At 35.6% G+C, this 24,256-nt stretch carries 33 protein-coding genes; 23 read left to right on the top strand and 10 right to left on the bottom strand.

What is annotated here, in order from left to right; translation table 11 throughout:
* Window position 1 precedes the first annotated feature (1 nt).
* Complete coding sequence (gene sspL, locus IC621_RS15465; RefSeq protein WP_191159230.1) at window positions 2-139, bottom strand: small, acid-soluble spore protein L; 138 nt, start codon at window positions 137-139, stop codon at window positions 2-4.
* 113 nt (window positions 140-252) lie between these two features.
* On the opposite strand from sspL, the gene IC621_RS15460 reads away from it, so the two are divergent.
* Together IC621_RS15460 and IC621_RS15455 are read left to right on the top strand one after the other, a co-directional pair.
* Window positions 253-519, top strand: a complete 267-nt coding sequence (locus tag IC621_RS15460) for a DUF6123 family protein (RefSeq protein ID WP_191159229.1) — start codon at window positions 253-255, stop codon at window positions 517-519.
* A gap of 142 nt (window positions 520-661) precedes the next feature.
* A complete protein-coding gene (locus IC621_RS15455; RefSeq protein WP_191159228.1) occupies window positions 662-880 on the top strand; it encodes a hypothetical protein in 219 nt (72 codons plus the stop codon).
* Between the two features lie 259 nt (window positions 881-1,139).
* Here IC621_RS15455 and IC621_RS15450 read toward each other — a convergent pair whose 3' ends face one another.
* Both IC621_RS15450 and IC621_RS15445 read right to left on the bottom strand, forming a co-directional pair.
* Window positions 1,140-1,529: a reverse transcriptase-like protein gene (locus IC621_RS15450; RefSeq protein ID WP_191159227.1), complete on the bottom strand. Its 390-nt coding sequence runs from the start codon at window positions 1,527-1,529 to the stop codon at window positions 1,140-1,142.
* Window positions 1,530-1,593: 64 nt separating this feature from the next.
* Complete coding sequence (locus IC621_RS15445) at window positions 1,594-2,292, bottom strand: queuosine precursor transporter (protein WP_191159226.1); 699 nt, start codon at window positions 2,290-2,292, stop codon at window positions 1,594-1,596.
* 214 nt (window positions 2,293-2,506) lie between these two features.
* On the opposite strand from IC621_RS15445, the gene IC621_RS15440 reads away from it, so the two are divergent.
* Window positions 2,507-3,175, top strand: coding sequence for a reverse transcriptase-like protein (locus IC621_RS15440; RefSeq protein WP_318153061.1), 669 nt, complete (start codon window positions 2,507-2,509; stop codon window positions 3,173-3,175).
* Window positions 3,176-3,195: 20 nt separating this feature from the next.
* Entirely contained in the window at window positions 3,196-3,372 is a 177-nt protein-coding gene (locus IC621_RS15435) for a zinc-finger domain-containing protein (RefSeq protein WP_191159224.1), read from the top strand.
* Window positions 3,373-3,704: 332 nt separating this feature from the next.
* Here IC621_RS15435 and IC621_RS15430 read toward each other — a convergent pair whose 3' ends face one another.
* Window positions 3,705-3,977, bottom strand: coding sequence for a DUF2564 family protein (locus IC621_RS15430; protein ID WP_224752569.1), 273 nt, complete (start codon window positions 3,975-3,977; stop codon window positions 3,705-3,707).
* Between the two features lie 206 nt (window positions 3,978-4,183).
* Here IC621_RS15430 and IC621_RS15425 point away from each other — a divergent pair, with 206 nt between their 5' ends.
* On the top strand, window positions 4,184-4,372 hold the full coding sequence (locus IC621_RS15425) for a hypothetical protein (protein WP_191159223.1): 189 nt from the start codon (window positions 4,184-4,186) through the stop codon (window positions 4,370-4,372).
* A 134-nt stretch (window positions 4,373-4,506) separates the two neighbouring features.
* On the opposite strand, the gene cspD is transcribed toward IC621_RS15425, so the two are convergent.
* Window positions 4,507-4,707 (bottom strand): cold-shock protein CspD, encoded by a 201-nt coding sequence (gene cspD / locus IC621_RS15420; RefSeq protein WP_191159222.1) that lies wholly within the window; start codon window positions 4,705-4,707, stop codon window positions 4,507-4,509.
* Between the two features lie 231 nt (window positions 4,708-4,938).
* Here cspD and IC621_RS15415 point away from each other — a divergent pair, with 231 nt between their 5' ends.
* Window positions 4,939-5,214: a hypothetical protein gene (locus IC621_RS15415; RefSeq protein ID WP_191159221.1), complete on the top strand. Its 276-nt coding sequence runs from the start codon at window positions 4,939-4,941 to the stop codon at window positions 5,212-5,214.
* A 194-nt stretch (window positions 5,215-5,408) separates the two neighbouring features.
* Window positions 5,409-5,675 carry a phosphocarrier protein HPr gene (locus IC621_RS15410; protein ID WP_191159220.1) on the top strand — a complete coding sequence of 89 codons (267 nt, stop codon included), beginning with the start codon at window positions 5,409-5,411 and terminating at the stop codon, window positions 5,673-5,675.
* 340 nt (window positions 5,676-6,015) lie between these two features.
* Here the strand turns inward: IC621_RS15410 and IC621_RS15405 are convergent, their stop codons facing one another.
* Window positions 6,016-6,168, bottom strand: a complete 153-nt coding sequence (locus tag IC621_RS15405) for a hypothetical protein (RefSeq protein WP_191159219.1) — start codon at window positions 6,166-6,168, stop codon at window positions 6,016-6,018.
* A gap of 187 nt (window positions 6,169-6,355) precedes the next feature.
* Here IC621_RS15405 and IC621_RS15400 point away from each other — a divergent pair, with 187 nt between their 5' ends.
* Complete coding sequence (locus IC621_RS15400) at window positions 6,356-6,625, top strand: hypothetical protein (protein WP_191159218.1); 270 nt, start codon at window positions 6,356-6,358, stop codon at window positions 6,623-6,625.
* Window positions 6,622-7,320, top strand: a complete 699-nt coding sequence (locus tag IC621_RS15395) for an AIM24 family protein (RefSeq protein ID WP_191159217.1) — start codon at window positions 6,622-6,624, stop codon at window positions 7,318-7,320. Before IC621_RS15400 ends, IC621_RS15395 begins: the two co-directional genes overlap by 4 nt.
* Before the next feature lie 492 nt (window positions 7,321-7,812).
* Here the strand turns inward: IC621_RS15395 and IC621_RS15390 are convergent, their stop codons facing one another.
* From IC621_RS15390 to metA, 3 genes are all read right to left on the bottom strand, one after another.
* The gene (locus IC621_RS15390; protein WP_191159216.1) at window positions 7,813-8,835 is read right to left on the bottom strand and encodes a metal-dependent hydrolase; all 1,023 of its coding nucleotides are present in this window, start codon (window positions 8,833-8,835) and stop codon (window positions 7,813-7,815) included.
* A gap of 49 nt (window positions 8,836-8,884) precedes the next feature.
* A complete protein-coding gene (locus tag IC621_RS15385; protein WP_224752568.1) occupies window positions 8,885-10,018 on the bottom strand; it encodes a diglucosyl diacylglycerol synthase in 1,134 nt (377 codons plus the stop codon).
* Window positions 10,019-10,388: 370 nt separating this feature from the next.
* The gene (gene metA / locus IC621_RS15380; RefSeq protein ID WP_191159288.1) at window positions 10,389-11,297 is read right to left on the bottom strand and encodes a homoserine O-acetyltransferase MetA; all 909 of its coding nucleotides are present in this window, start codon (window positions 11,295-11,297) and stop codon (window positions 10,389-10,391) included.
* A 246-nt stretch (window positions 11,298-11,543) separates the two neighbouring features.
* Between metA and IC621_RS15375 the strand changes: the two genes are divergently transcribed.
* From IC621_RS15375 to IC621_RS15310, 14 genes are all read left to right on the top strand, one after another.
* Entirely contained in the window at window positions 11,544-12,047 is a 504-nt protein-coding gene (locus tag IC621_RS15375; protein ID WP_191159214.1) for a hypothetical protein, read from the top strand.
* A gap of 30 nt (window positions 12,048-12,077) precedes the next feature.
* Complete coding sequence (locus tag IC621_RS15370; protein ID WP_191159213.1) at window positions 12,078-12,563, top strand: glutathione peroxidase; 486 nt, start codon at window positions 12,078-12,080, stop codon at window positions 12,561-12,563.
* Window positions 12,564-12,815: 252 nt separating this feature from the next.
* A complete protein-coding gene (locus tag IC621_RS15365; RefSeq protein ID WP_191159212.1) occupies window positions 12,816-13,451 on the top strand; it encodes an HD domain-containing protein in 636 nt (211 codons plus the stop codon).
* A 145-nt stretch (window positions 13,452-13,596) separates the two neighbouring features.
* Window positions 13,597-14,718 (top strand): conserved virulence factor C family protein, encoded by a 1,122-nt coding sequence (locus IC621_RS15360; protein WP_191159211.1) that lies wholly within the window; start codon window positions 13,597-13,599, stop codon window positions 14,716-14,718.
* 375 nt (window positions 14,719-15,093) lie between these two features.
* Window positions 15,094-16,803: a dihydroxy-acid dehydratase gene (ilvD, locus tag IC621_RS15355; RefSeq protein WP_191159210.1), complete on the top strand. Its 1,710-nt coding sequence runs from the start codon at window positions 15,094-15,096 to the stop codon at window positions 16,801-16,803.
* Between the two features lie 356 nt (window positions 16,804-17,159).
* A complete protein-coding gene (locus IC621_RS15350; RefSeq protein ID WP_191159209.1) occupies window positions 17,160-17,594 on the top strand; it encodes a ferritin-like domain-containing protein in 435 nt (144 codons plus the stop codon).
* Between the two features lie 171 nt (window positions 17,595-17,765).
* Window positions 17,766-18,200, top strand: coding sequence for a BrxA/BrxB family bacilliredoxin (locus IC621_RS15345; RefSeq protein ID WP_191159208.1), 435 nt, complete (start codon window positions 17,766-17,768; stop codon window positions 18,198-18,200).
* Between the two features lie 41 nt (window positions 18,201-18,241).
* Window positions 18,242-19,273, top strand: a complete 1,032-nt coding sequence (locus IC621_RS15340) for a class I SAM-dependent methyltransferase (protein ID WP_318153060.1) — start codon at window positions 18,242-18,244, stop codon at window positions 19,271-19,273.
* A gap of 2 nt (window positions 19,274-19,275) precedes the next feature.
* Window positions 19,276-19,401: a YuzL family protein gene (locus IC621_RS15335; RefSeq protein ID WP_191159207.1), complete on the top strand. Its 126-nt coding sequence runs from the start codon at window positions 19,276-19,278 to the stop codon at window positions 19,399-19,401.
* A gap of 439 nt (window positions 19,402-19,840) precedes the next feature.
* Entirely contained in the window at window positions 19,841-20,419 is a 579-nt protein-coding gene (locus IC621_RS15330; RefSeq protein ID WP_191159206.1) for a YpjP family protein, read from the top strand.
* 11 nt (window positions 20,420-20,430) lie between these two features.
* Entirely contained in the window at window positions 20,431-20,955 is a 525-nt protein-coding gene (locus IC621_RS15325) for a phosphatidylglycerophosphatase A family protein (protein ID WP_191159205.1), read from the top strand.
* A 365-nt stretch (window positions 20,956-21,320) separates the two neighbouring features.
* Window positions 21,321-22,058 (top strand): anthrax toxin lethal factor-related metalloendopeptidase, encoded by a 738-nt coding sequence (locus tag IC621_RS15320; protein WP_191159204.1) that lies wholly within the window; start codon window positions 21,321-21,323, stop codon window positions 22,056-22,058.
* A gap of 52 nt (window positions 22,059-22,110) precedes the next feature.
* Window positions 22,111-22,905, top strand: a complete 795-nt coding sequence (locus IC621_RS15315; protein ID WP_191159203.1) for a thymidylate synthase — start codon at window positions 22,111-22,113, stop codon at window positions 22,903-22,905.
* Complete coding sequence (locus IC621_RS15310; RefSeq protein ID WP_191159202.1) at window positions 22,902-23,396, top strand: dihydrofolate reductase; 495 nt, start codon at window positions 22,902-22,904, stop codon at window positions 23,394-23,396. The genes IC621_RS15315 and IC621_RS15310 overlap by 4 nt, the downstream gene beginning before the upstream one ends.
* Window positions 23,397-23,605: 209 nt before the next feature.
* Here IC621_RS15310 and trhA read toward each other — a convergent pair whose 3' ends face one another.
* Window positions 23,606-24,247 carry a PAQR family membrane homeostasis protein TrhA gene (gene trhA / locus IC621_RS15305; RefSeq protein WP_191159201.1) on the bottom strand — a complete coding sequence of 214 codons (642 nt, stop codon included), beginning with the start codon at window positions 24,245-24,247 and terminating at the stop codon, window positions 23,606-23,608.
* Between the last annotated feature and the right edge of the window lie 9 nt (window positions 24,248-24,256).

Here is a 24,256-nt window from a genome sequence, read left to right as displayed (position 1 = left end):
ACTATTTTGTATTCTTCTTCTTTGCTGCGTTTTCTAACGAGCTTTTAGGATCTGCTTTATATTCAGAGTTCGGAGCATACCCTTGTGGATTTACACTAGGGGCTGCCTGGCTGCGATTATTACCTTTATTTTTACTCATGGATTTCCACCTCCAACTATAGTGTTAGCTGCTTTTAAGAAAATGAGAGTGGTAATAAATAGGATAATTCACTTAATATTTGAACTGATACTAACAATAAGGATGATGTCTGATTGCAAGCTTCTGTCCAAGAATACATCACTCAGTTAAAAGGAAAAGGGTTTATACTAGGAGAAGATGTAGTATCTTTCATTGAATTTGGAAAACATTACACTGGTGCTAATGATGAAGTAGTCAATGCGTCGATTGAAATTACACTTAAAGCTCAAAAAGAATTTGATGGATCATTTTATCTTGCATTATTAGAAACGCTTATGGAGGAAGAAAATACCACAAGGAAAAAAGCTTTAAACAAAGCGATTCAGCTGCAATTAATTTAAACATAGAACCCCGTAGAACTCAGAGGGCTTGATGTGATTATGGGAAGGCACAAAACAACCTTTAGAACAAGTTATTAGTCAACGTTTAAGCTTGAGGATTAGTTTATACATAAATTAAATGTATATAAGAGAAGGCGAAAGAATGAGTGATCAACAATTAGAAATGATTTTAAAAGCTTTGAGTGAATTCAAAAACAATTTTGATGATTTCAAGAAAGAAAACAAAGAACATCTAACTCGAATTGAAGAAACGGTACTTCGTGTAGAAGAAAGTCAACCTGACGATATTAAAGCAATGCTAGAAACAATAAACAGAAAACTTGAGGACCGAGATTATGAGCTTCAAGCGTTAAATAACTAAACAATAAAAATTCTCCAGCTTAGCTAAGATGTGATTTTTTAAAGTTTATCCCTCTCCTTAACGGGACATTAAAACCTTATGGCTCAGGCCTTAGCGGGGGCAATAAGGGAAGGGTGGGGATAAATGTTCGAAAGTGTCCGAGAAAAAAAGAAACAGCAGCCCACATCCTTCTGGTATCGGGCTGCTCGTCAGTGGTTGGGGATGAAGAAACAATTAAGAACCTCCCACAGATGGAAGATTCACATAACCTTTTCACCTTTTATCCATTTAAGTGAATTGCTTGTCGTGCCAATTGATCAGCTGTTTGATTTTGCTTGCTTGGGATCCATTTAATAAAAAAAAGATCAAATTGATCAATTAATAGTAAAATTTCATCAAGTAAAGGACGAAATTTTTCGTTTTTTACAAAGCGTTTTTCGACAGCTCTTTCAACTAGCTGAGAATCTGTACGAAAAGAGGCTGTTTTTATATTTCTTTCTAAACAAAGCTTTAATCCGTGAATAAGGGCATGATATTCAGCTTCGTGGTTATTCATATTCCCAAGAGGAAAGAGAAATGATTCCGCGCTTCCATTTGTTTTTATAAAGATTCCTGCCCCTGACTGGCCGGGGTCACCTCTGCTTGCACCATCAATATATACTTCAACCAATGCTTTAACCTCTCCCTTTATTATTTTATTTGGCTGTTATTATAAACCATATCATGATAGTCATTTAAAACAGGTTATTCTTACTTACCAGAGTTTCTTTCACATTCATTCTTTTTACCATATAAGCAAAAGGAGTATCAAGTAAAGCAACAAGGAACTTAATGAGATATGTCGTTATGAAGATCTGGATCCACTCTGAGAAGGGATAAACACCAAGAAATGCAATTGAAGTAAAAACCAATGTATCAAGAAATTGACTTAGCATTGTACTTCCGTTATTTCTAATCCAAAGTTGATTTGGAAATTTATCTCTTAGGCTTGAGTAAATTTTAACATCAATATATTGACTTATAATATAGGCGAGTAAACTTCCAAGTGCGATTCTCGGTAATAGACCAAATATAGTCGCCAGTGACTCTTGGGCAAAATCAATTTCATGAGGCTCAAACAGAAGAACTGCCTGCATAATGAAAGTCATCGACAAAAGAGTTGCAAACCCTAACCATACTGCTTTTTTTGCTTCCTTTTCCCCGTATTTTTCATTTATAACATCTGTTACGAAAAAAGCAGTTCCGTACATAATATTGCCCATTGTCGCGGTCAAACCAAACAGTTCAATTGTTTTAATTACTTGCAGGTTTGCTATGACAGTAGAGAATCCAATCCAAACAATCAATCCGTTTTTTCCAAAAAGTTTATAAAATAAAAGAACCATGATAAAATTAATAAACGCAAAACCAAACCATAAAAGTTCATTAAACATTTAAGTTGCTTCCTTTCATTCTGAATAATGATAAACCGAATATGATTATAGCATATTGTTTACATTAGAAGGTATAAGGAATCATCCCAAGTGAAGGTAAAAACTAACCTGTTTTATAATAAACCCTGTTCTGAGTGTGGCCAATTTTGAGGAATAATGCTTGCAGAGGAAGAGTAGCATAACATAGGAAATATAGTTAATTTTTATAGTTGGAGTGAACCCTTTGAACGTACAGATTGAATGGGTGTATTCTCAAAAAAAATCCAAAGCCGTCACATTTCGTTCTGCTGAATATCTCTCATTAGATCAAGCTCTTCTATTGGCAGAAGACCTTGAAAGGACTGGAAGATTGCAGCAAATTACTTTTATTGATGAGCAAGACAGAGCCTGGAATACAAAAGAGCTGAAAAAGTTAACAAAACATATTGAAAAAGAACCGTCAAATATCATTGCTTATTTTGACGGAAGCTACAATAAAGATACTGGAGAAGCGGGTTTAGGGATTGTGATTTATTATCAATTAAACAAGGATGAATACAGAATTAGAGCAAATGTAAAAGTGCATGAATTAACATCTAATAATGAAGCAGAATATGCAGCCTTCTCGTTGGTAATGGAACAGCTTGCTGAAATGAAGGTACAATCTCAAACGGTCACTTTCAAGGGAGATTCGCAAGTCGTTTTAAAACAACTTGAAGGGGAATGGCCATGTTACGAAGAAGTGTTTATCAAATGGCTGGATAAAATTGAAGCAAGGATAAAAGCTCTAAACATCTATCCAATTTATCATCCAATCCTTCGAAATGATAATAGTGAAGCTGACAAGCTTTCTAAACAAGCCATCCAAAATATTGAAATAAAAAGTCAAATAAAGATAGAGTAGACAACCTGAGGTGAAGGATTGTGAGCAAAAGAAATGCTTTCCACGAAGTTGGGGAATTATTAGACACATACTGTGTAGATTGTTTATTAAAACAACATTTTCGGAAAGAATATGGAAAAAATTATGCCCATTCTTTTTGTATCAAAAAATGTACTGTCGGACAGAAGATAAAAAAGGTTGGGGAAAAATTAACTTAAAGATAAGGGGAGCGTAGCTTAACGAAGCACTACTTCGTTCCCTTTTAATTCTAAATGAGAAGCGCAGAGCGCAAGGTCCAAGGCAACAAGCAAAAGACAAGTAGGCAGCAAGGTGTTCTTTAACCTTTTTGACGGAAAGCCTTGTGACCTCGAGGGGTAATATGTTAATCGATTACCGAACTAAAAAAATCCGCTTAATTAGGCGGATTTTTTACTGGATAAGAAAGTTTAATCGTATTTTAAACATATTATATAAGTAATTGTTACCAAGCTCCTACCTGATTATTAAAGACACAATCCAATCTTTAAACGAAGTATGAGCTTTTTTATTTCTATTTTTCTGCCTCTTCTAATTGATGAGAACATTGATTTAATAATTGATGCTGCGCTGATAAAAATTCTTGATCCACACCTGTTTGATCCAACCCCATTTGTTGATAAAGAGTATTTGCATCCTTAATGGCCTGATAAGCATGCTCAATGGACTCTGGATCCATACTCATTGTTGCATAACCAGTCATTTTTTGAGCAGCTTTAACCGCTAGTTCATATTGCTGTAAACCATTAAACCCACTAACTAAACCCGAATGCTTAATTTGATCCAAATCAGGTCACCTCCTTCATTTATCCTTTGATTCCAAGCTAAATATTATTCAAAAAATAGGAAACTGAATATTTTGAATTAAAAAGCAATACATTTTTCCTATAAAAAAAGGGAATAGGCATAGTAAGACAGAAATATTGTAAGATATTAGATTGTTTATGTAACTTTATGACTATTTATGTTGTTGAGGAAAGGAGAAGGAGTTAGATGAGCAGAGAGAAGTTAGACTCAAATATAAAATTGGCTTTTTCTGAAATTTATCAAGACCTTGATAAATTAATCTACATAGCAAACAATGCAAGTGTTTTTAATCATGTTGAAATAAAGCGCATCGAAAAAAAAATAAAACAAAATGTAAAAGCCCTTGAGTATATGATGATATCCAAAAGAGATTGAGTAAATAGCGTCAGACACTGGTCGTTCGCCTGCGAGCAAGCTTGGATTGCAAATGGCGCCAAAAAATATGACCATAAAGAAAAGAGGCTAAAGGCAGCCTCTTTGTTGTATATGAATAGTGTTTATTTTAGAAATTAAATTTTAACTACGTTAGAAGCTTGAGGTCCGCGGTTTCCTTCAACAATTTCAAAAGAAACTTCTTGGCCTTCTTCTAATGATTTGAAACCTTCGCCTTGAATAGCTGTGAAATGTACGAATACATCTTCGCCGCCTTCAACTTCAATAAACCCAAAGCCCTTTTCGTTGTTGAACCATTTTACTTTGCCGTTTTGCATATAACTTAATCCTCCTAATAACTGTAGCACAAGCAAGTGCTAAAAAAAATTTTAATCACATGCATCATTCTAATTCAATAAAATGCTGCTAAATGATGGTTATAATATACACTATTGTCATTAGTGAGTCAAGGTTTGCAATGAGTTATTTGTGAACTTTCAGATATTAATACATAGAGAACAGTCCAGGTCGCATATACTGTACAAAATTAATATGAAAGGGCAAGCAAAATGATAAGGACAAACTTCTGTGGAAGAGAGATCATTATTGTACCAAGTAAAAAGATAACGGAAGAGGACTTTGAAAAAGCGTGTCATCTCATTTTAAAATTTGGAGATCCCTTGTTTACTAAATCAAGAGGAAATCAATTCCTTTTAGAGTGTGAAAATTTTAGTATTACACTTGAGAAAGTCATTTCACAGACAACTACATATCAAGTGCTTGGAATTTATTATCCTTTTATGAAACTTTCACTAGAAGAACAAGAAAAAAATCGTTATATTTAAATTATCGGGTTGTTTTCACAAACATTGCTGCAAACTGCTAAAAAGGTTCTCATTTTATGGTGTTAAAGTAATCACCTGAGAAGAGACCAGAATCAATTACTGGTTTTATTTATATGTCACTAATATACGTATAGGTCTCTTGGAAAAAAGCGTTATCACTAACCATTTTTTGTTTTAAGAAAGGGGTTTTATTCATGGCAGATCAAACGTTTATTATTACAAATGATTCTGGTTTACATGCAAGACCAGCTACAGCATTAGTGAATACGGTTAATTCTTTTATTGCTGAAGTGAATCTAGAAGCAAACGGCCGCACAGTAAATTTAAAATCAATTATGGGTGTAATGTCACTTGGAGTATCAAAGGGAACAACAGTCAAAATTTCCGCAGAAGGCAGTGATGCCGATGAAGCTATCCAAGCAGTAGAGCGTGTTATGAAAACAGAAGGATTAGCGGAATAGTTAATAAAGTAATAGAGGAAGAGCGAACTTTTTTTATTTGTAGTTTTCAGAAATTTAAATTAATTTAAATTAAAAAAAGTGATCGATTCTAGCATAGGCGCCGTTTGCCTCAAGGTTATATGCCAATCCGGATAAAGAAAAAATCTTCTTTTCTTTCCGGGTTATCTTATCCTTGAGGCTGATAGACTGGCGTCTTACTTTTTGTTCTATTGCAGGCATTGATTCAGATTATTAGTATTTATTTAGGTAATCGTGCAAATTAATCTGATTAGCGTGCTTTTATCTTTAAAGCATCAAACTTAAGACTTCGCCTGTGCGCGTAGCCTCTCTTATAGAAATATTATTTCTTCGCTGATTTATCTTTCTGGTCTTTATTCCGTTTATTCCCCTTACTATTATCACCAGCTATCATTTCCTTCGCAAACTCGAGCTGGTGATCCTCCTTTTGAGGGCGGTTATTATTTTCGCTGCCTTTATTGTATTTTTTTGTCATTGTTCTGCCTCCTGAAGATATTGTTACATACAGTCTTTCATAATGTTGTCAGAAAACATAATTTTATTCATCACAGCAGGTTTTCCTTAATCTTTATCGAAATAATTTAAAGGGTAGTTATACTGACAGAAAATCCTTTTGAAGTTCTTTTAGAACTTAAAAGTATATTAAAACCAGGCGGAAAGCTATGTATCGCTGTATTTTGCCAACTGCCGGGCCAAGAGCCTATAGTTTTGATCGGCTTTATCAGAAGCCGGTAAATTGCAATTCGATACTGCCTTGGGAATTTGAAAGATTAGCCACGGAAAATGGTTGGTGCATCCTCGAAGGCCAAGGTGTTTATAATAGTAGAGTTGACCAACTATTTCAAGCCAGATCTCAGCCTGAATTGAAGCAAGCTATATCATTTTTATGGTTGTTTATGCTTGAGAACGAAAAGGAGGAACCATACATATGAATCGGTACTCAATTAATGAATTTATTGAAAAAACAAAACAAGAAGACAAAGGGGAAGGATTATTCGAACTTGAAACTCCCCGCATGTTAGAAGTGAATTTACAATCACAGGTATGGGCTAAAGCAGGAGCAATGGTATCCTACCGCGGGCAAATTAAATTTGAAAGAGAAGGAATTCTCGATCATGGACTCGGTAAGCTATTTAAAAAAGCGTTATCAGGAGAAGGAACTTCACTTATGAAGGCAGTGGGAGATGGAAAGCTGTACCTTGCAGATCAAGGAAAGAAAATTTCTATTCTCCAATTAACCGGTGACTCTATTTTTGTAAATGGAAATGATCTTCTTGCATTTGAACCTTCGATTTCGTGGGATATTAAGTTGATGAGAAGGGTAGCTGGAATGCTTTCAGGAGGTCTTTTTAATATAAAGCTGGAGGGAAGTGGGATGGTGGCGATTACTTCTCATTACGAGCCTTTGACCTTGCTTGTATCAGAAAGCAATCCTGTATACACTGATCCGAATGCTACAGTCGCATGGTCTGGAAACCTGGAGCCCGAGTTCGTTACTGATGTTTCGCTTAAAACTTTTTTAGGAAGAGGCAGCGGAGAGTCTGTCCAAATGAAATTTTCTGGGAATGGATTTGTTGTCGTTCAGCCATACGAAGAGGTTTACTATTCACAAAGCAGTCAATCGTGAATTTTAAATTTTAAAATTCCTGCTTGGGTGGTTTTTCCTGCTTAAAGAACGAAAAGCGCAGAGCGCGAGTCTTTCGGCGACAAGCACAAGGCGAGCCGGCATAACCTTCTTAGGCGATTGACCCTGAGACCTAATGGCCGATGGCACTAGGACGTCCTGTCCGCCTGCTCTGGACAACAAGGAAAAGCGAAAGCGCCTTGCTCAGCCCCGAAAAGCACTCTGGCGATCTTCAAAGAAAGGTGTTTTTTCCTTTTTTTGAAGATTGACTTGTGACCTCAGGCGAGCCGGGCGCTGCAGCTGGACTACGATAACCTTCTTTATTACGTTAATACTTTATTTAACTTAAACTTTCTTGCCTGACAAAAAAGGAAGCAATAACTTTTTATTCTTAAAGTTATTGCTTCCTTTTTTTGTTATTCAAGTACCTTAAAGGATTTAGGTTTGATATAAAATAGTATTGTGCTTTTTTCGAAACTAATTCCTCTTCGACCTTTAACTTTCAGAAAGATGAGTACTATTTTTCTCTGGTGGTGAAACCGATTTTACTTGTTGCAGCTTTTGATCAATCAAAGTGGATTGATGGATCCAGCCTGTGTAGGATGATTGAATTTCGTAGGATTCATTCATTTTTACTATTGCCATGTATGGGTAATGATTCTTCGTTCGAAATCTTAAATCGATCCACCTTACTTCATAGCCATTTAATGTGGGAAGAACAAACACATGCTGATGGGCAGAATTGTTGAAAAAATGTTTGACATTCTGGTCAATTAAAGATTTAGCAATGATAGGTTCTCCGGCTGAACGTTTTTCAAATTCATGAACCAAAGTAATTTTTTTTGAATTAACATGCCCAACTTTAAAAAGAGACTTTGATTCCCACACAAAATTCCATTTATTAAAAGAAAGAGTAGGGATTACAGTTAATTTACCATTTTCATGGAGATATTTTTTTACTTGATTTATTATTCTTGTAGAATAATAAAAACGTATCAATAAATAGAAAATAATTCCTAAATAAATGAATAAAAAGCCTATGCCGGGATTTTCGCTGAACAGCCAATAACCAATTCCAATCAGGTGCAATCCAAATATAAATGGATCAAAAAGAGGGATGGTATTTAATGACAGCCACCTTTTTGTTAATGGACGTCCAGCTTGGGTCCCATAAGCATTAAAAAGATCCATTACAACATGAATAACGATTGCCAAGAGTGTCCACAAAAATAGATTCATGAAAGGAATTTCTTGATTAATGAAATAAATTGGCCATGAAAATAATAAACACCATACGAATAACATCGGAACGGAATGAGATAACCCTCTGTGATGTTCTATATAAGCCCCATTACCCTTTAAGATCTTTATAAAGTAATCAAAGTCAGGTGCATTTGAACCAAGTATAGTGGCAGCTAGAATTACTTGAGAAGCCTCTTTACTGGCTGCAATAGATGGATCCAGATGGGCTAGACCTGCTAAACCAATCCCCATCATGACATGAGTACTTGTATCCATAAAAATCCTCCAGAAAAAACAGTGTAAAACCACTCATCCTAGTTTCTGTCTATAAAGCCTTTTGCTGTTTTCTCTCTTTGATTAACTGTGCTTCTTTAAACATGTCTTCTAAAATCACTCTTGCCGAACTTGGGTGATAGAGTGAATGAATGTTTTTCTTCATTTTTTCCAATCTATTTTCATCGCTCATTAATTGAGTAACTGCACCTTGAATTTCTTCAGGCCGGTTGACAATCACAGCAGCACCGTTTTGCTCAAAGAATATAGCATTCTCTTTTTCTTGGCCTGGTACTGGTTTGAAGAGAACTACTGGAACACCTAATGCCGTTGCTTCAGTAAGAGTGATGCCTCCAGGCTTAGTAATCATGCAATCTGATATCCTGAATAATTCATCAACCTTCTCGACATATCCAAGTGCTTTTAATTGGGATGGGTATTGTTGTTCAAGCGGACGTAAAACCTCTTTAAGCTGTTTATTATTTCCACAAACAACAACAACCTGAATATTTTTATTTGAAATAAAAGATTGGCAAAGCTCTTTCACACCTTTAAGAACACCATGTGCCCCTGCCATTATTAATAAAACTTTTTTTGTAGAATCAATGCCGTATTTTTTGAACAAAGAGGAATGTTCATGCTGCTCCTCAAATTGTTCGCGAATCGGAATGCCTGTAACAACAACACGGTCTGGATGGATGCCTAGTTTCATAATCTTTTTCTTTACTATTGAATTAGCCACGTAGTATCTGTCAATATTTTCATGGATCCATATTTTGTGGAGACAAAAATCAGTTAAAACATTAAAAGTAGGAATAATTTTCCCAGTTCTCCTTCTATATTCAGGCACAACAATCATTGGAAAAGTATTGATAATAATATCAGGCTGTATGCTTTTTATTAGCTCATCTAATCGTTTATTCCCCATCTTAAAATATAAGTTCATCATTCTTTTGTTATAGATTTTATCAACACCATAGTAAAACAAACGATAGAACTGTTTTCCGAATGAAAAGCTTTTTAAATAAAGGTATTGTGTAATTTCAGAAAATATTGGATGGGACTCATAATATAGATCAGATACAACGACTTCACTTGCACCTAGCTTGAAACATTGTTGTTGCAGAGTTTTTGCCACTTGAATGTGTCCATTACCATATTTAGCAGTCAAAATTAAAACCTTCAAAATTTTCACCTCAGTTTTATCAACAACAAATCTATGAACCCTTTAGATGTTTAGTTTGTATAAACATACCATACAAATATTTTCTAATTATGAAGACAGTATTAAATGTTGTTGTATTTTTTTACAATTGTTAAGCAACTTACCACAATCATCATGTACATTGTAAAAAAAAGTGTAAAAATACACAACCCTTTTTGTGAAAAATTTCTATTTATCTTCTTTTTCTTTTTGAAACCTTTCCATAAAGCTATGTTTTTGAAGCGAAAAATATAGTCGAATTAAGGCAATTGGTCTATCGCAAATTTCTTCAATTCTCTCATTCCACCCCTTACGACCGAAAGAGTGAAAATTTTTCGAAAACAGCTGCTTATTATGTCCATTCATATGGTGTTTCTTGGTAAACATAATAGTTCAGCCAATTAACAAATAATAAGTTTGCATGAGATTTCCAATAATTGATCGGACGATTAGCAGGATTATTTTTTGGAAAGTAGCCGATAGGCAAATCTAATTGCAGCCCTTTATTAATATCCCTTTCATATTCTTCCTTCAATGATGTGGTGTCATATTCAGGGTGACCTGTTAAAAACACATGTTTTCTGTCTTTAGATGAAACTAAACAGACCCCTGCCTCTTCCGAAAAGGACAATAATTGAAGTTCTTTGATCTCGCTTATTTCTTCCCCCTTTACATCACTATGCCGAGAATGAGGGACATAGTATAGTTCATCGAAACCTTGAACTAATTTATCTGTTGGATGTTGAACAATATGGGGGAAAATACCGAAACATTTTTTTGGCAATTGATATTTATTTACGCCGTAATGATGGAAAAGTCCTGCTTGTGCACCCCAGCAAATATGCAAGGTGGAGGTCACATTCTCTTTTGTCCATTCAAAAATTTGCTGCAATTCTTTCCAATAGGTAACTTCTTCAAACTCTAGATGTTCCAATGGAGCTCCTGTAATAATCATTCCATCATATTTTTTGTCTTTAATTAAATCAAAGGTTGTATAAAATTCTTCTAAATGTTCTTTCTTAGTTGTCTTTGACTCATGAGTTTTCATTCTTAGAAATGATATATTAACCTGTAACGGAGAATTGCCAAGTAAACGCAGAAGCTGCGTTTCTGTTTTTTCTTTTTCAGGCATTAAATTTAATATCATTATCTTTAACGGTCTAATGTCCTGACTATAAGCACGCTTTTCATCCATCACAAAAATATTTTCATTTTCTAGAATTTCCTTGGCAGGCAAATTCACTGGTATATTAATTGGCACATGAGCACCTCCATAAAATAGTTGCAAATTATTCTTTATTATAGGAACAATTAAAAAATTTTTCAATTTTTCTTATGGTAAAATGATATTTGATTGATGAATTGAGAGTAGAACTGGCGTGGCTGTATCCCTTGCTATAAATATTTCGTAACAGAAACCTTTTCAGCTTTTTTCTCGGAACAATGTTAATGTATGTACTTCTAGAAACCTATTGTTTTAAAAGGCCTGCAGAGGGGGTATTTGTAAATGTTTGATCCTACTGCTTATGATAATCTAAAGGTAATCCTGGAAGGGGCCGTATATGACCTGGATCTTCATAAGGTGATTCAAGTTATCAACAGGAGAGACTTAGTAGACTTGGCTTCAATGTCCCGGCATTATCAAATTAATTTTTGCTTACCATTTGATAAAAAGATAGTTGTCCAATTGGATTTACGCATGGAATTGGAACAATTAGCAGGTGAATTATTAAGGAGTAACCAAACACCAGGATGTATAATACTTATAACTTTTTTTGTAAAAGAAAAAAGTATTGACTCAAACACTAAAATAATTGAGACATTAAGAAATATGTGGGTGGATGCTGCAGATGTCAGGCATTCTGTGACAGTTGTGTCAAATAGTCATTTGCATGACCATCATTATCAAATTGATTTTCAGAGAAAGATAACTGAATCAAATAGCTTCGATATCGAGAACCTTGTTGAACATGTCGTTTTAACATTACAAAAACTGCCTATTAACGATTAAAAATTACTAATCATTAGGAGGATTTAAAAAATGAGTGTATATGAATACCGCGTTAATAAGATAAATGGTGAGGAAATTAGCATCAGAGAGTTTAAGGACAAAGTTCTTCTCATCGTCAATACAGCAAGTAAATGCGGGTTTACACCTCAATACAAACAATTACAGGAGCTTTATGAAACATTTAAAGATCAAGGATTTGAAATATTAGGGTTTCCTTGTAATCAATTTATGAACCAAGAACCTGGAACTGATGAAGAAATCGAGTCATTTTGTTCTGTGAATTACGGTGTTTCTTTTCCGATGTTTGCAAAGGTTGACGTGAATGGAGAAAATGCTCACCCACTTTTTAAATATTTAACAAACGAGGCATCTGGAGTTCTTGGAACAAAAGCAGTTAAATGGAATTTTACAAAATTTTTAATCGATAAAAATGGCCTAGTGAAAGAAAGATTCTCACCAAATACAAATCCATTAGAATTAGAAGCAGATATTGAAAATTTGCTAAATGAAGCCTGATTTTGGCTTCTTCTTTTTTTGTTCAGTTAAGTAAATTTAAGTTAATTAAAGCATTAACATGCTAAAGAAGGTTATTGTCCAGGCGCCCTCGGCTCTTAGGTCATAAGCGAATCCGCCGGAGAAGGTTATAAAACAACCTTCCAGCCGGATCGCCCGAATGCTTGTTGCCGAAGGACTAGCGAATTGCACTTTTCGTTCAAAATAATTGAACAGATCTTCTTATAATACCGATTTATAGAGGGGTGAAGGTAAGTGGAAAATAAGGTCATTTCGAATGTGGAGAAATTTGTTAAGGAAAAGCTTGAACAGGAGAGATCAGGGCATGACTGGTGGCATATTGCAAGAGTAAGAAAGCTGGCAATTGAAATCGGAGAAAAAGAGCAGTGTAACCTTTTTCTAGTCGAGCTTTCTGCACTGCTCCATGATGTAATCGATGAGAAAATTGAAGAAAAAACAAGAATAGAATTAAGTCAATTAAAATCATTTCTCAATAATCTGGATGTGGATGTACGAACAATTCAAGAAGTAGTCTCCATTATTACATCGATCTCATTTAGTACTAGATCTTCCTTGCCTCTCTCAACAGAAGGGCAAGTCGTCCAAGATGCAGACAGATTAGATGCGATTGGAGCGATTGGAATAGCTAGAACCTTCACATATGCCGGCTCTAGGGGGCACTTAATTTATGACCCTAACATAAAAATACGTGAAGAAATGACCTATAACGAATATCGGAATGGACCTTCTACGGCAATAAATCATTTTTATGAGAAATTACTTAAATTAAAAAAATGGATGAATACTGAAACTGCCAAAAAAATGGCAGAACAAAGGGATGAGTACATGAAAAGGTTTTTACAACAATTTCATAATGAATGGAATATTTGACTCCAAATAGGGTATTCGACACCTATTTCTCCTGTTGAGTACGACATCTTTCCTGAAAATTGGGCTGCTTGAACTATAGGATTAGCAAGGAAAAAACCTCTATGTTAAAATGATAAAAGCAGTTTAAATTCAGAGGTGAAAATTCGTGAAAATAAATTCAATTGAACCAACTCCAAGTCCGAATACAATGAAAGTTATTTTAAATCAGGAATTACCTGCAGGAAAAAGCAATAACTATAAAAAATCTGATTCAGATCAAGCGCCTGAGCTCATCAAGAATGTCCTTTTGATTGAAGGTGTAAAGGGAGTCTATCATGTAGCGGATTTTCTTGCAGTTGAACGAAATGCTAAATTTGATTGGAAGGAAATTTTACCTAAGGTCAGAGCTGTTTTTGGTGAAGAAACAGGTGAAGGTGATAGGTCTGACCATCCTAGAGAGGGATTTGGGGAAATTAAAGTTTTTATACAAATGTTCAATGGAATTCCAATGCAGGTAAAACTTACAGATCAAGAGACAGAAAAAAGATACGGATTATCGGAACGGTTTCAAAAGTCGATTATGGAGCTCCAAAAGAATGCTGAAAATGTAGTACTGGACAGGCATTGGAAGGAGCAAGGTGTCCGTTATGGTGACTATGATGATGTTGGACGAGAAGTTGTTGAAGAAATAGAAGCAGCTTATCATGAAGACCGATTAACTAAATTAGTTAAGAATGCTTCAACAAAAGAAAAAGGGGAAAAAGTCACTCCTCGTTCTCCTTATGAAGTTACATTAGATATGATGCAGGACCCCGAATGGAAAAATCGGTATGCTCATTTGGAGCAAATGAACCCTTCTGAAAAGGATATTCCTGTTCTGGAAAAGGCTTTAGAGGATTCAAAGGCTTCTATCAGACGTCTTGCAACTGTTTATTTGGGTATGATTGAAACAGATTCTGTGCTCCCATATTTGTACAAAGCCCTTGAAGATAAATCGGTTACCGTAAGGCGAACTGCGGGTGACTGCCTCTCAGATTTAGGTAACCCGAAAGCAATACCTGTAATGAAAGAGTCTTTGAAGGATCCAAACAAGCTGGTTCGCTGGCGGGCAGCTATGTTTTTATATGAAGTAGGGGATGATACGGCTTTACCTGCATTAAAAGATGCAGAAAATGATCCTGAATTTGAAGTTAGCCTGCAAATAAAAATGGCTGTTGAACGCATTGAAGGCGGAGAGGAAGCAAAAGGTTCAGTTTGGAAGCAGATGACTGAAAATAGGAATAATTAATTGTTCAACAAGTTGATCTGTTTATGGGTCAACTTTTTAAATTTATGCAATTTTCAAAAGCATAAAAACTTCCCATAATAGGAACCAGAAATCTAGAATTTTTTATAAGCAAATGTGAAAGACTATTATGAGGAAAAGCTGGCTCTTTTTACATCCTGCACTTTCCAATTAAAGAATAGGCCAAATATTAAGTAAGCTTTAATGGATAAGAATTACGAGTAGTATTTAAAAAATATTAACTCACAGGAAAAAATTTTGTCAATTAACGCGTTGATACCAAAAATTAATTAGTGAAATTATTAGAATTTTGTTGAAAAAAGTTAATTTTCAAACTATAGTAGAAAACAATATAATTAGTTTGGGAGGCTAAACAAAATGAATAAAGATTTAAGAATTCGAAGCAAACAACTTAGTGAAGATCCAGTAAGAACACCAAACAGAGCAATGCTTCGTGCAGTAGGCTTTAAGGATGAAGACTTTAAAAAGCCGATGATTGGTGTAGCAAGTACATGGAGCGAGGTAACCCCTTGTAACATACATATAGACGAATTAGCTCGAAATGCTAAACAAGGTGCAAAGGACGCAGGCGGAGCTCCGCTAATTTTTAATACAATTACCGTTTCTGACGGGATTTCTATGGGTACGGCTGGCATGCGCTATTCCCTGCCGAGCAGAGAAGTGATTGCAGATTCTATTGAGACTGTTGTTGGTGGAGAAAATCTTGATGGGTTTGTTGCTATTGGCGGATGTGACAAAAATATGCCGGGATGTATGATTGCAATTGCCAGATCCGAGGTTCCTGCTTTATTTGTTTATGGGGGAACAATAAAGCCGGGCAAATTAAATGGTGAAGATATCGATATTGTTTCTGCCTTTGAAGGAGTCGGGAAATTTAACAATGGAGATATTGACAATAAGGAATTGAATCAAATTGAATGTCATGCTTGTCCTGGTGCAGGTTCTTGCGGTGGAATGTATACAGCAAATACGATGGCATCTGCTATTGAAGCAATGGGAATGAGTCTGCCGGGAAGTTCTTCAAACCCTGCAGAAACCGAGTTGAAGAAAAAAGATTGCTATGATGCAGGTCTTGCTGTCTATAAATTGTTAGAAGCAGGAATTTATCCTAAAGACATTATGACGAAGGAAGCGTTTGAAAATGCGATAACGGTAGTCATGGCTTTAGGTGGTTCTACTAACGCAATCCTTCATTTGCTTGCTATCGCCCATGCAATTGATGTGGATTTGAAGTTAGAAGACTTTGAAAGGCTCCAAAAGCAAGTACCGCATATCGCAGACCTTAAGCCAAGCGGAAAATATGTAATGCAGGATTTGCATGAGGCTGGCGGAGTTTCTGCTGTGATGAAGCTCTTATTGGAACAAGGTTACCTGCATGGCGATTGTTTAACTGTTACTGGTAAAACGGTAGCTGAGAATCTTGCAGAGTGTGAACCATTAAAAGAAGGTCAAAAAGTCATTGTTAATACGAAACAACCACTAAGACAGGACGGACCTTTAGTTGTTTTAAAAGGAAATTTAGCACCAAGCGGAGCAGTTGCCAAGGTATCTGGCTTAAAAGTAACTAACTTAACTGGTCCAGCAAAAGTTTTTGATACAGAGGAAGCGGCAACTGAAGCTGTATTGAATGGTCAAATTCAGCCGGGAGACGTTTTGATTATTCGGTACGAGGGTCCAAAAGGAGGGCCGGGAATGCCTGAGATGCTTTCAATTTCAGCGATTCTTGTAGGAAAAGGCCTAGGTGAAAGTGTTGCATTATTAACAGACGGCCGCTTTTCAGGAGGAACACATGGGCTGGTAGTTGGACATATAGCCCCAGAAGCTCAAGAAGGCGGACCAATCGCTCTTGTTAAAAACGGCGATCTTATCACAGTCGATAGTGATAAAAGAGAATTATCTGTACATGTTTCTGATGAAGTATTAGAGGAAAGAAGAAAAGAGTGGAAAGCTCCAGAATTAATGAAAAAAGGAGTCTTAGGAAAATACGCCCGACTTGTTTCCTGTTCATCCATCGGAGCAGTAACTGATTTATTTGAAGAAAAACGAGAGCCAGCAAAAACAAAATAATTCTTATTAAAACTGTTTAGTGCCAGAATTAACTTTTCCTGCGTTCAGTCCTTTTGAAAAAACTGAACCTGAAGATAATTCTGGTACTTTTTTTCATGGATCTAGAAAAGTTCATCTTCATATAGAGTTAGCCCATGAGTGTGGGGGAAATCCCTAATAATACAATTGATAAATAAACGATTTACAGGCAACCATTTTTTAGAAAAGCATTAAAAGTAGTATGTAAAATTCATTATCTGTTTAAAGGAATCTGAATGTTGAGACTAGAGATGGTAGAAAATTATTTATAAAGGTTTAACTTTGCATGAAACGGGTAATATATCTTTGGAATCAAATTTTAAAAAGGGTGATGAAGAATGGATCAACAGTTGAAAGAATTAATTGATGGACTAAATGAGGATTTAGCAAACGAGTATGCAGCTGTAATCATGTACACATACAATGCTGCTGTTGTTTCAGGCATGTATCGCCAAGTGTTAAAGCCTTTTTTTCAAAGTGAAATTGGCGATGAACAAGGACATGCTCTATACTTATCCGAAAAGATTAGTACATTAGGAGGCACACCGACTACACAGCCTGCTGAAGTGAAACAATTAACCAATGTTAGAGAAATGCTTGAACAAGCCCGTAATGCAGAAAAAGAAACAATTGAGAGATATGAAAAACGAAAAAAACAAGCCGAAGATTTAAATATGACTGAGCTTGTCGTTAAATTGGAAGATCTTATTGCCGATGAGACGCATCATATGGAAGAAATGGATCATTTATTAAATGATCCGCGACTTTCATAAATAACTTTGTTAGTCCCCATACTAATTTTGTGGGGACTTTTTTAATGAATGCAATTTTTATTTATCAAATGAAATCCTAGTGACACCTTGTAGTTTATCCATAAAAATTGCGTGAAAATTTCTTCTGTAGTATTCTTGAACTACATGTAAAGCGTGAAGGAGGAATTGTCCATGTCTATGGCTTATGAAGAATATATGCGTCAAATGGTCATACCGATGAGAAAAGAATTAACAGCTGCTGGGTTTGAAGAGTTAACGACAGCGGAAGAAGTTGAGGAGTTTTTTTATAATGTAAAAGGGTCAACTCTTGTGGTTGTCAATTCAGTTTGCGGCTGTGCTGCTGGTCTTGCTAGACCTGCTGCTACTCAAGCCGTTTTGCAAAGTGAAAAAGCTCCTGATCACTTAATAACTGTTTTCGCAGGACAAGATAAAGAAGCAACTGGACAAATGAGAAGATATTTTTCTGGATTGGAACCTTCCTCTCCTTCTATGGCCTTACTAAAGGGAAAAGAAGTTGTCCATTTTATACCAAGAGAACATATAGAAGGCAGCACAATCGAAGAAATCATGCAAAATCTAACATCAGCATTTGAAAAACATTGTTAAGGATGTCCCTTTGAGGCATCCTTTTTTCTAGGGCGTAGATCTTGAAAATTTCAATGGATAATGACTGCCACAAAAGCTTAACTTCGCTTGTAAAACGTTTATTTGAAACATATAGAACCTCTCATAACAAAACTCGGTTTCAACCATTCAGCTCTGACTCATTTTTCATGGAAACCGAACAATATAATTGGAAAACTGGAAACCAAAATGAAACCTGGTACGCAAACGAGAAATTCAGTTCAAAATATTTACAAGAGGAGTTTTCTATGATTGTGACCACTGCAGGAAGAACCAACCAATTGTTGATTGAAGAAGCCTATAAGATATCAAAAGACCTTCAAAGTATTTACATAGATCGGAAAAAGCGAACAGTTTGCGAACTAATTAAAGAATTAAATCAAGATATTTTAGTGGTGGGAAAAAATAGAATGGAATTACATTTGCAAAATAGTGAACACCCTTTATTCTTTCATCCGAACTCCGCATCTTTTAGATATAAGCGACTAATAAAAGGGGAGTCTGATCCATTTTTAAACGCCTGTAAATTAATGAAAGGAGACACACTAGTTGATTGTACGCTTGGGTTAGGATCAGATGCTATCATTGCAAGCTTCATAGCAGGTAAGGATGGCCAAGTTATTGGTGTGGAAGGAAACAGTTTGCTGGCATACATAGTGAAGAAAGGACTTTGCACATGGAAAACCGAAGATGATCATTTTAATTACGCAATGAAAAGAATAAAGGTTGTAACGAATAATCATCTAAGCGTATTAAAAGGAATGGGGACGAACACGGCTGACATTGTTTATTTTGATCCGATGTTTGAAAAAGGGATCTTAACTTCAAATGGAATCGCACCACTCAGAAATTTAGCCGTATTTGATGAGCTAACAGAAGAAGCGATTACAGAAGCACTCAGAGTAGCCAGAAAAAGAATTGTCCTTAAAGATCATTGGCAAAGCAAAAAATTCAGCAAATTTGGTTTTGATGTATTAAAAAGAAAAACTGCTAAATTTCACTTTGGCGTTATAGAACTTAGCAAACAAGGAAAAAGTAACAAAATGGAGGTGTGATTATGAGTAAGAGAAAAAAGGATCCTTCAACTGCATCTTTAGGTTCTCCAGATGTACAAGGTCAGGGAACAACCAGTCAGGAAACAGGGATCTCGAGGAGCTCAGCCCGAAAAAAGAAGAAAAAATAAAGACATATAAACAAGAAGTGCTGCCATCAAATACCTTTCTTTATAACCAAGAGTATTTAAGGCAGCCATTTTTTTGCATTACCATAATTCCAGATACATATTGGTAGGACACAAGCTGATTTTTCCCGTAGGGTCTTTATTTGGATGGCCTGGCAGATGCTCTGTACTATTATGTACAATGCGCATCCCCTTTTAGTTAATCTGTTACTTCCATAAAAATCATGTAAGCCAGTGTGAAAAATCCAAGTACAACAAATAATGTTTCATACATTTTATCTTCCTCCACTAACAATTTTCTATTTAAGTAAACTTTCCCTATCCTCTTTATTGTAAACGTATTCTCTTTTATTTATAACCCTTATTTTTTTAAGTAAATTTAATAATAATTTTTTCATAATGTGCTAGAATAATAGTATGAACTTGGAAAGGACTAGATCATATGAATAAATGGCTGCGTAAGTCACTCGTTATTCTTTTTACACTTGCAACATTTGGTTTAGTTGCACCGCCGTCTGCTCTAATGATAGACGAGCCTTCAAGTGAATCTTCGACAGAAGCAGACCAAACGAAGGTCACCTATCAAGAGCATGATTTGCAGGAGCAAGTGCCTGACCCTTATGATCAATACATAACCAGTTTTATTAGTAAGGCCGAGGAAAGGTCATTAACAAAATTTGGTCAGAAAATTGGGCCAGTAATTGAAGATGAATTTAGAGATATTATCTTTCCTAAAATGGAATTGGTTATTAGAGAATATGTCAACGGAAATGATAAGTCCTTTCAGCACCTGGTCATTTCCAAAACTCCTTCAGGAGGAAAATCAGAGAAAATTTTTCATATATACAATAAAAATACTGGGGAAGATGTTATAAGATTTCATGTGCGCAGAGATCATCCCCCTCAACAAGGCTATTGGTTTAATTTTCATTATCATACCTATCATGACTCCTTTCAAAAGCATCATGATTTAGGAAGTATATACTGGGATAAAAATACACCGCCGAACTGGATACAGTAAAGGAGAGACAAATGAGCAAATATACGATGAAAGAAATGACAGAAACAACAAAAGATCTTCTTGTTTCAAGAGGAGTCCAAATAAAAGATATTGCTGAAATTGTATATCAATTGCAAAACAAATATATTCCTAATCTAACAATAGAAGAGTGCGAAATAAATGTTGAAAAAGTGCTAAATAAACGAGAAATTGTCCACGCAGTATTAACAGGCTTGGCATTGGATCAATTAGCTGAACAAAAATTACTTCCTGAACCACTGCAGTCCTTAGTCGAAACAGATGAGCCGTTATTTGGAATCGATGAAATTATTCCATTATCTATCGTAAATGTGTATGGTTCAATAGGGCTGACGAATTTTGGCTTTTTGGATAAAGAAAAATACGGAATCATTAAAGAATTGGATGAACACCAAGGAAATCATGTTCATACCTTCATGGATGATATTGTAGCAGCACTAGCTGCCGCAGCAGCCAGCAGAATGGCTCATAGAGCAAAAGACTTGGAAGATCAAGAAGAAAGCGTAGTGACTAGCTGAAAGTTGTTTAAAGAGACTGACACAGACTCAAGCAATATACCCTGCAACCTTTCCGAAATTGTAGTGTATGCTTTGTTAAGTATAGGAACAAGGAGCTGGAAGTCAGTCTCTTCAATTCTTCAAAGCAAACTAAACTGTTTTAAATACTCATGTTGCTAAATTTTTATTACCTCTTTCCTCTTCGCAAACCTCGTTTCTATTTCCCATTTACTTTTTCTATCTTTTATCACAGAAAATGAGATTCATATGTTACGATAGTAGTAGAATAGTATGTTTTTTTAATAGCAGCTTATTTTTAGTACGGTAAAACAAAAAACCTATCTTAAGGAAGTTTTATTTAACTACCATCAAGGAGAAATTGCCTGATGAAAAAAGCAATAATCATATCATTTATTTTTACATCCTTACTTGTAAGTGTTTATCAATTAGTTAAAGCATCCCCAACTTCAATTTCTCTAGGAAATTATCAATTTCAAAAAGAGAAACTTAAAGTAACGAATCCAGCCATAAAACAACTCGTTTTTTTACCGGAAGTGAAGTTTTCAGAAAAGGATGCAATTGAGATGATTCGTCATTTGGATCAAGTCGATGCTAATATTCTTCAGCTAGCAGTCAAACAAAATATAAAAGTGATCTTGTTTACTGGATTACTTACTGATCAAAATCAATTCCAAGATCTAAAAGGAGTTATACCAAGGGGATATCCAGAAAGTGGGCCGAGCTGGGACGCGGTGCCCGGAATAGCTGAGGGTAATAAGGTCTTTGCCAAAATAGGCCATAGTGAATATGGATCTGGCCATGGTTCAATCGCTCTTGAACTTCATGAATTTGGTCATGCTATTGATCGATATCTTTTTAAAGGGGTAAGAAAGGATCCTGTCTTTTTGAATATATGGAAAAAGGAAGCAGCTATTCTATTTGAAGGGAAAAATTACTATGTCCGGTTTCCTGAGGAATATTTTGCTGAAGCATTTGCAATGTATTACTTTAATAAAGAAAGCAGAACTAAGCTGGAAGTGACTGCCCCCTTAACATATAATTATATTATCCAGCTTGAACAACACGCTGCCCAAACAAACAAATATGAAATTCCTCTTTCTTAAGGGGAATCAATCAGATAAAATAGATGAGACTATAGGGAAGGATGTGAGCTTGGTGAAGCAATATTTACAATTATGTGATCATGTCTTGAAAAATGGATCAGATAAAGGTGACCGGACTGGAACGGGAACGATTAGTACGTTTGGCTATCAAATGAGATTCGATTTACAAGAAGGCTTTCCACTAATAACAACTAAAAAGCTTCATTTAAAATCAATCATTCATGAGCTCCTCTGGTTTTTAAAGGGAGACACTAATGTGAAGTACCTTCAAGATAATGGGGTGCGAATTTGGAATGAATGGGCAGATGAAAACGGAGAATTGGGCCCGGTTTATGGCTCTCAATGGCGTTCCTGGCGTGGAGCGGATGGTGAGACAGTTGATCAAATTGAGCAGATTGTTAAGCAGATTAAAGAAAATCCGAATTCTAGAAGATTAATTGTAAGTGCTTGGAATGTTGCAGAAGTGGATAAAATGGCCCTTCCGCCGTGTCATTGTTTCTTTCAGTTTTATGTAGCAGATGGAAAGTTATCTTGTCAGCTTTACCAACGTTCTGCAGATGTTTTCTTAGGGGTGCCCTTTAATATTTCATCTTATGCCTTGTTAACGACTATGATGGCGCATGTAACAGGGTTAGAACCAGGAGAATTTGTACATACCTTTGGGGATGTTCATATATATAAAAACCATCTAGAACAAGTTAATTTGCAGCTGGCAAGAGAGCCTAGAGCTTTACCTGTTTTGAAAATAAATCGTAAGGTTGAGTCAATCTTTGATTTTAAATACGAGGATTTTGTCTTAGAAGGCTATGATCCTCATCCCCACATCAAAGGAGTGGTAAGTGTATGATCTCTTTTATGTTAGCAATGGATGAAAATCGTGTAATTGGCAAAGACAATGATCTGCCATGGCATCTGCCTGCTGATTTAGCCTATTTTAAAAAAACAACTATGGGACATCCTATTGTAATGGGGAGAAAGACGTTTGAATCAATTGGTAAGCCCCTTCCTGGAAGAGAGAACATTATTGTTACTACCAATCAAAGCTATAATCAGCCTGGTTGTAAAGTTGTCCACTCTATCCAAGAACTGATGGATTATATATCTAGATTAAAACAGGAGGAAACCTTTATTATTGGGGGAGCCAAGCTATTTGAAGGGACCCTTCCTTATGCTGATAGGCTATATATAACACTCATACACGAAACCTTTGATGGAGACACATATTTTCCAGAAATCAATCAAGATTGGAGAATAGTATCTCAACATGCTGGTAAAAAAGATGAGAATAATCCTTACGAGCATGAATTTGTTGTTTATGAAAGACACACACAAACATAATTTAGCTCTACTGATAGACTGTTCAGCAATTATTAAGGAACATTTAAATAATGGTAGCCAGTGAACCGCCGATTGCTCCTTGTCTCACTTTGTGGAGTTACAACCCTTGATATGATACACTTTGCTTGTGAAAAGTAATAAAAAATTTGTGAAACACCCAATAACTTTTCTATATAAATCCCCCACACCTATACCGTGTGGGGGATTAATTAGATAAATGGAACTTCTACTACATAAAACAGTATACAGAAGAACATAAAAGCACTGCCTGCTAGAACGAAACCATGCCAAATCGCATGATGGTAAGGGATTTTCCGCCAAACATAAAAGATGGAGCCAATCGTATAAAATAATCCTCCGATAAATAGTAGGAAAAATCCATCAAAGCTTAAGTGCTCATAAAGCGGTTTAACAGCAACAAGCACTAACCAGCCCATTAAAACATATAAAACAGTCGATAAGATGATGAATTTTTTCACATAAAAAATTTTGAAGATTATCCCAATTATTGCGAGTCCCCAAATGATTCCTAATAGTGTCCAGCCAAAACTTCCTCTTAACGGACCAAGTAAAAATGGTGTATAGGTTCCTGCAATCAATACATAAATCGCAGAATGGTCTAATATTTCGAATATATCCTTCGTTTTTTCATGCTGGATGCTGTGAAGAAGAGTCGAACAAAGATATAATAATATCATTGAAGACCCAAAAATGGAAAAACTAACAATATCCCAAGCATCTCCGTATTTTACAGCGAAGATGATCAGCATCACAAGGGCTGGTATACTAAGTAATACTCCTATTCCATGTGTAATTGCATTTGCTATTTCTTCTTTAATCGTGAATTCCATAAAGAAGCT

Source organism: Metabacillus arenae, assembly GCF_014773385.1.
GTDB lineage: Bacteria > Bacillota > Bacilli > Bacillales > Bacillaceae > Metabacillus_D > Metabacillus_D arenae.
Note: the sequence above shows the minus strand (reverse complement) of the source record. Positions and strands in the feature narration are given on the sequence as shown.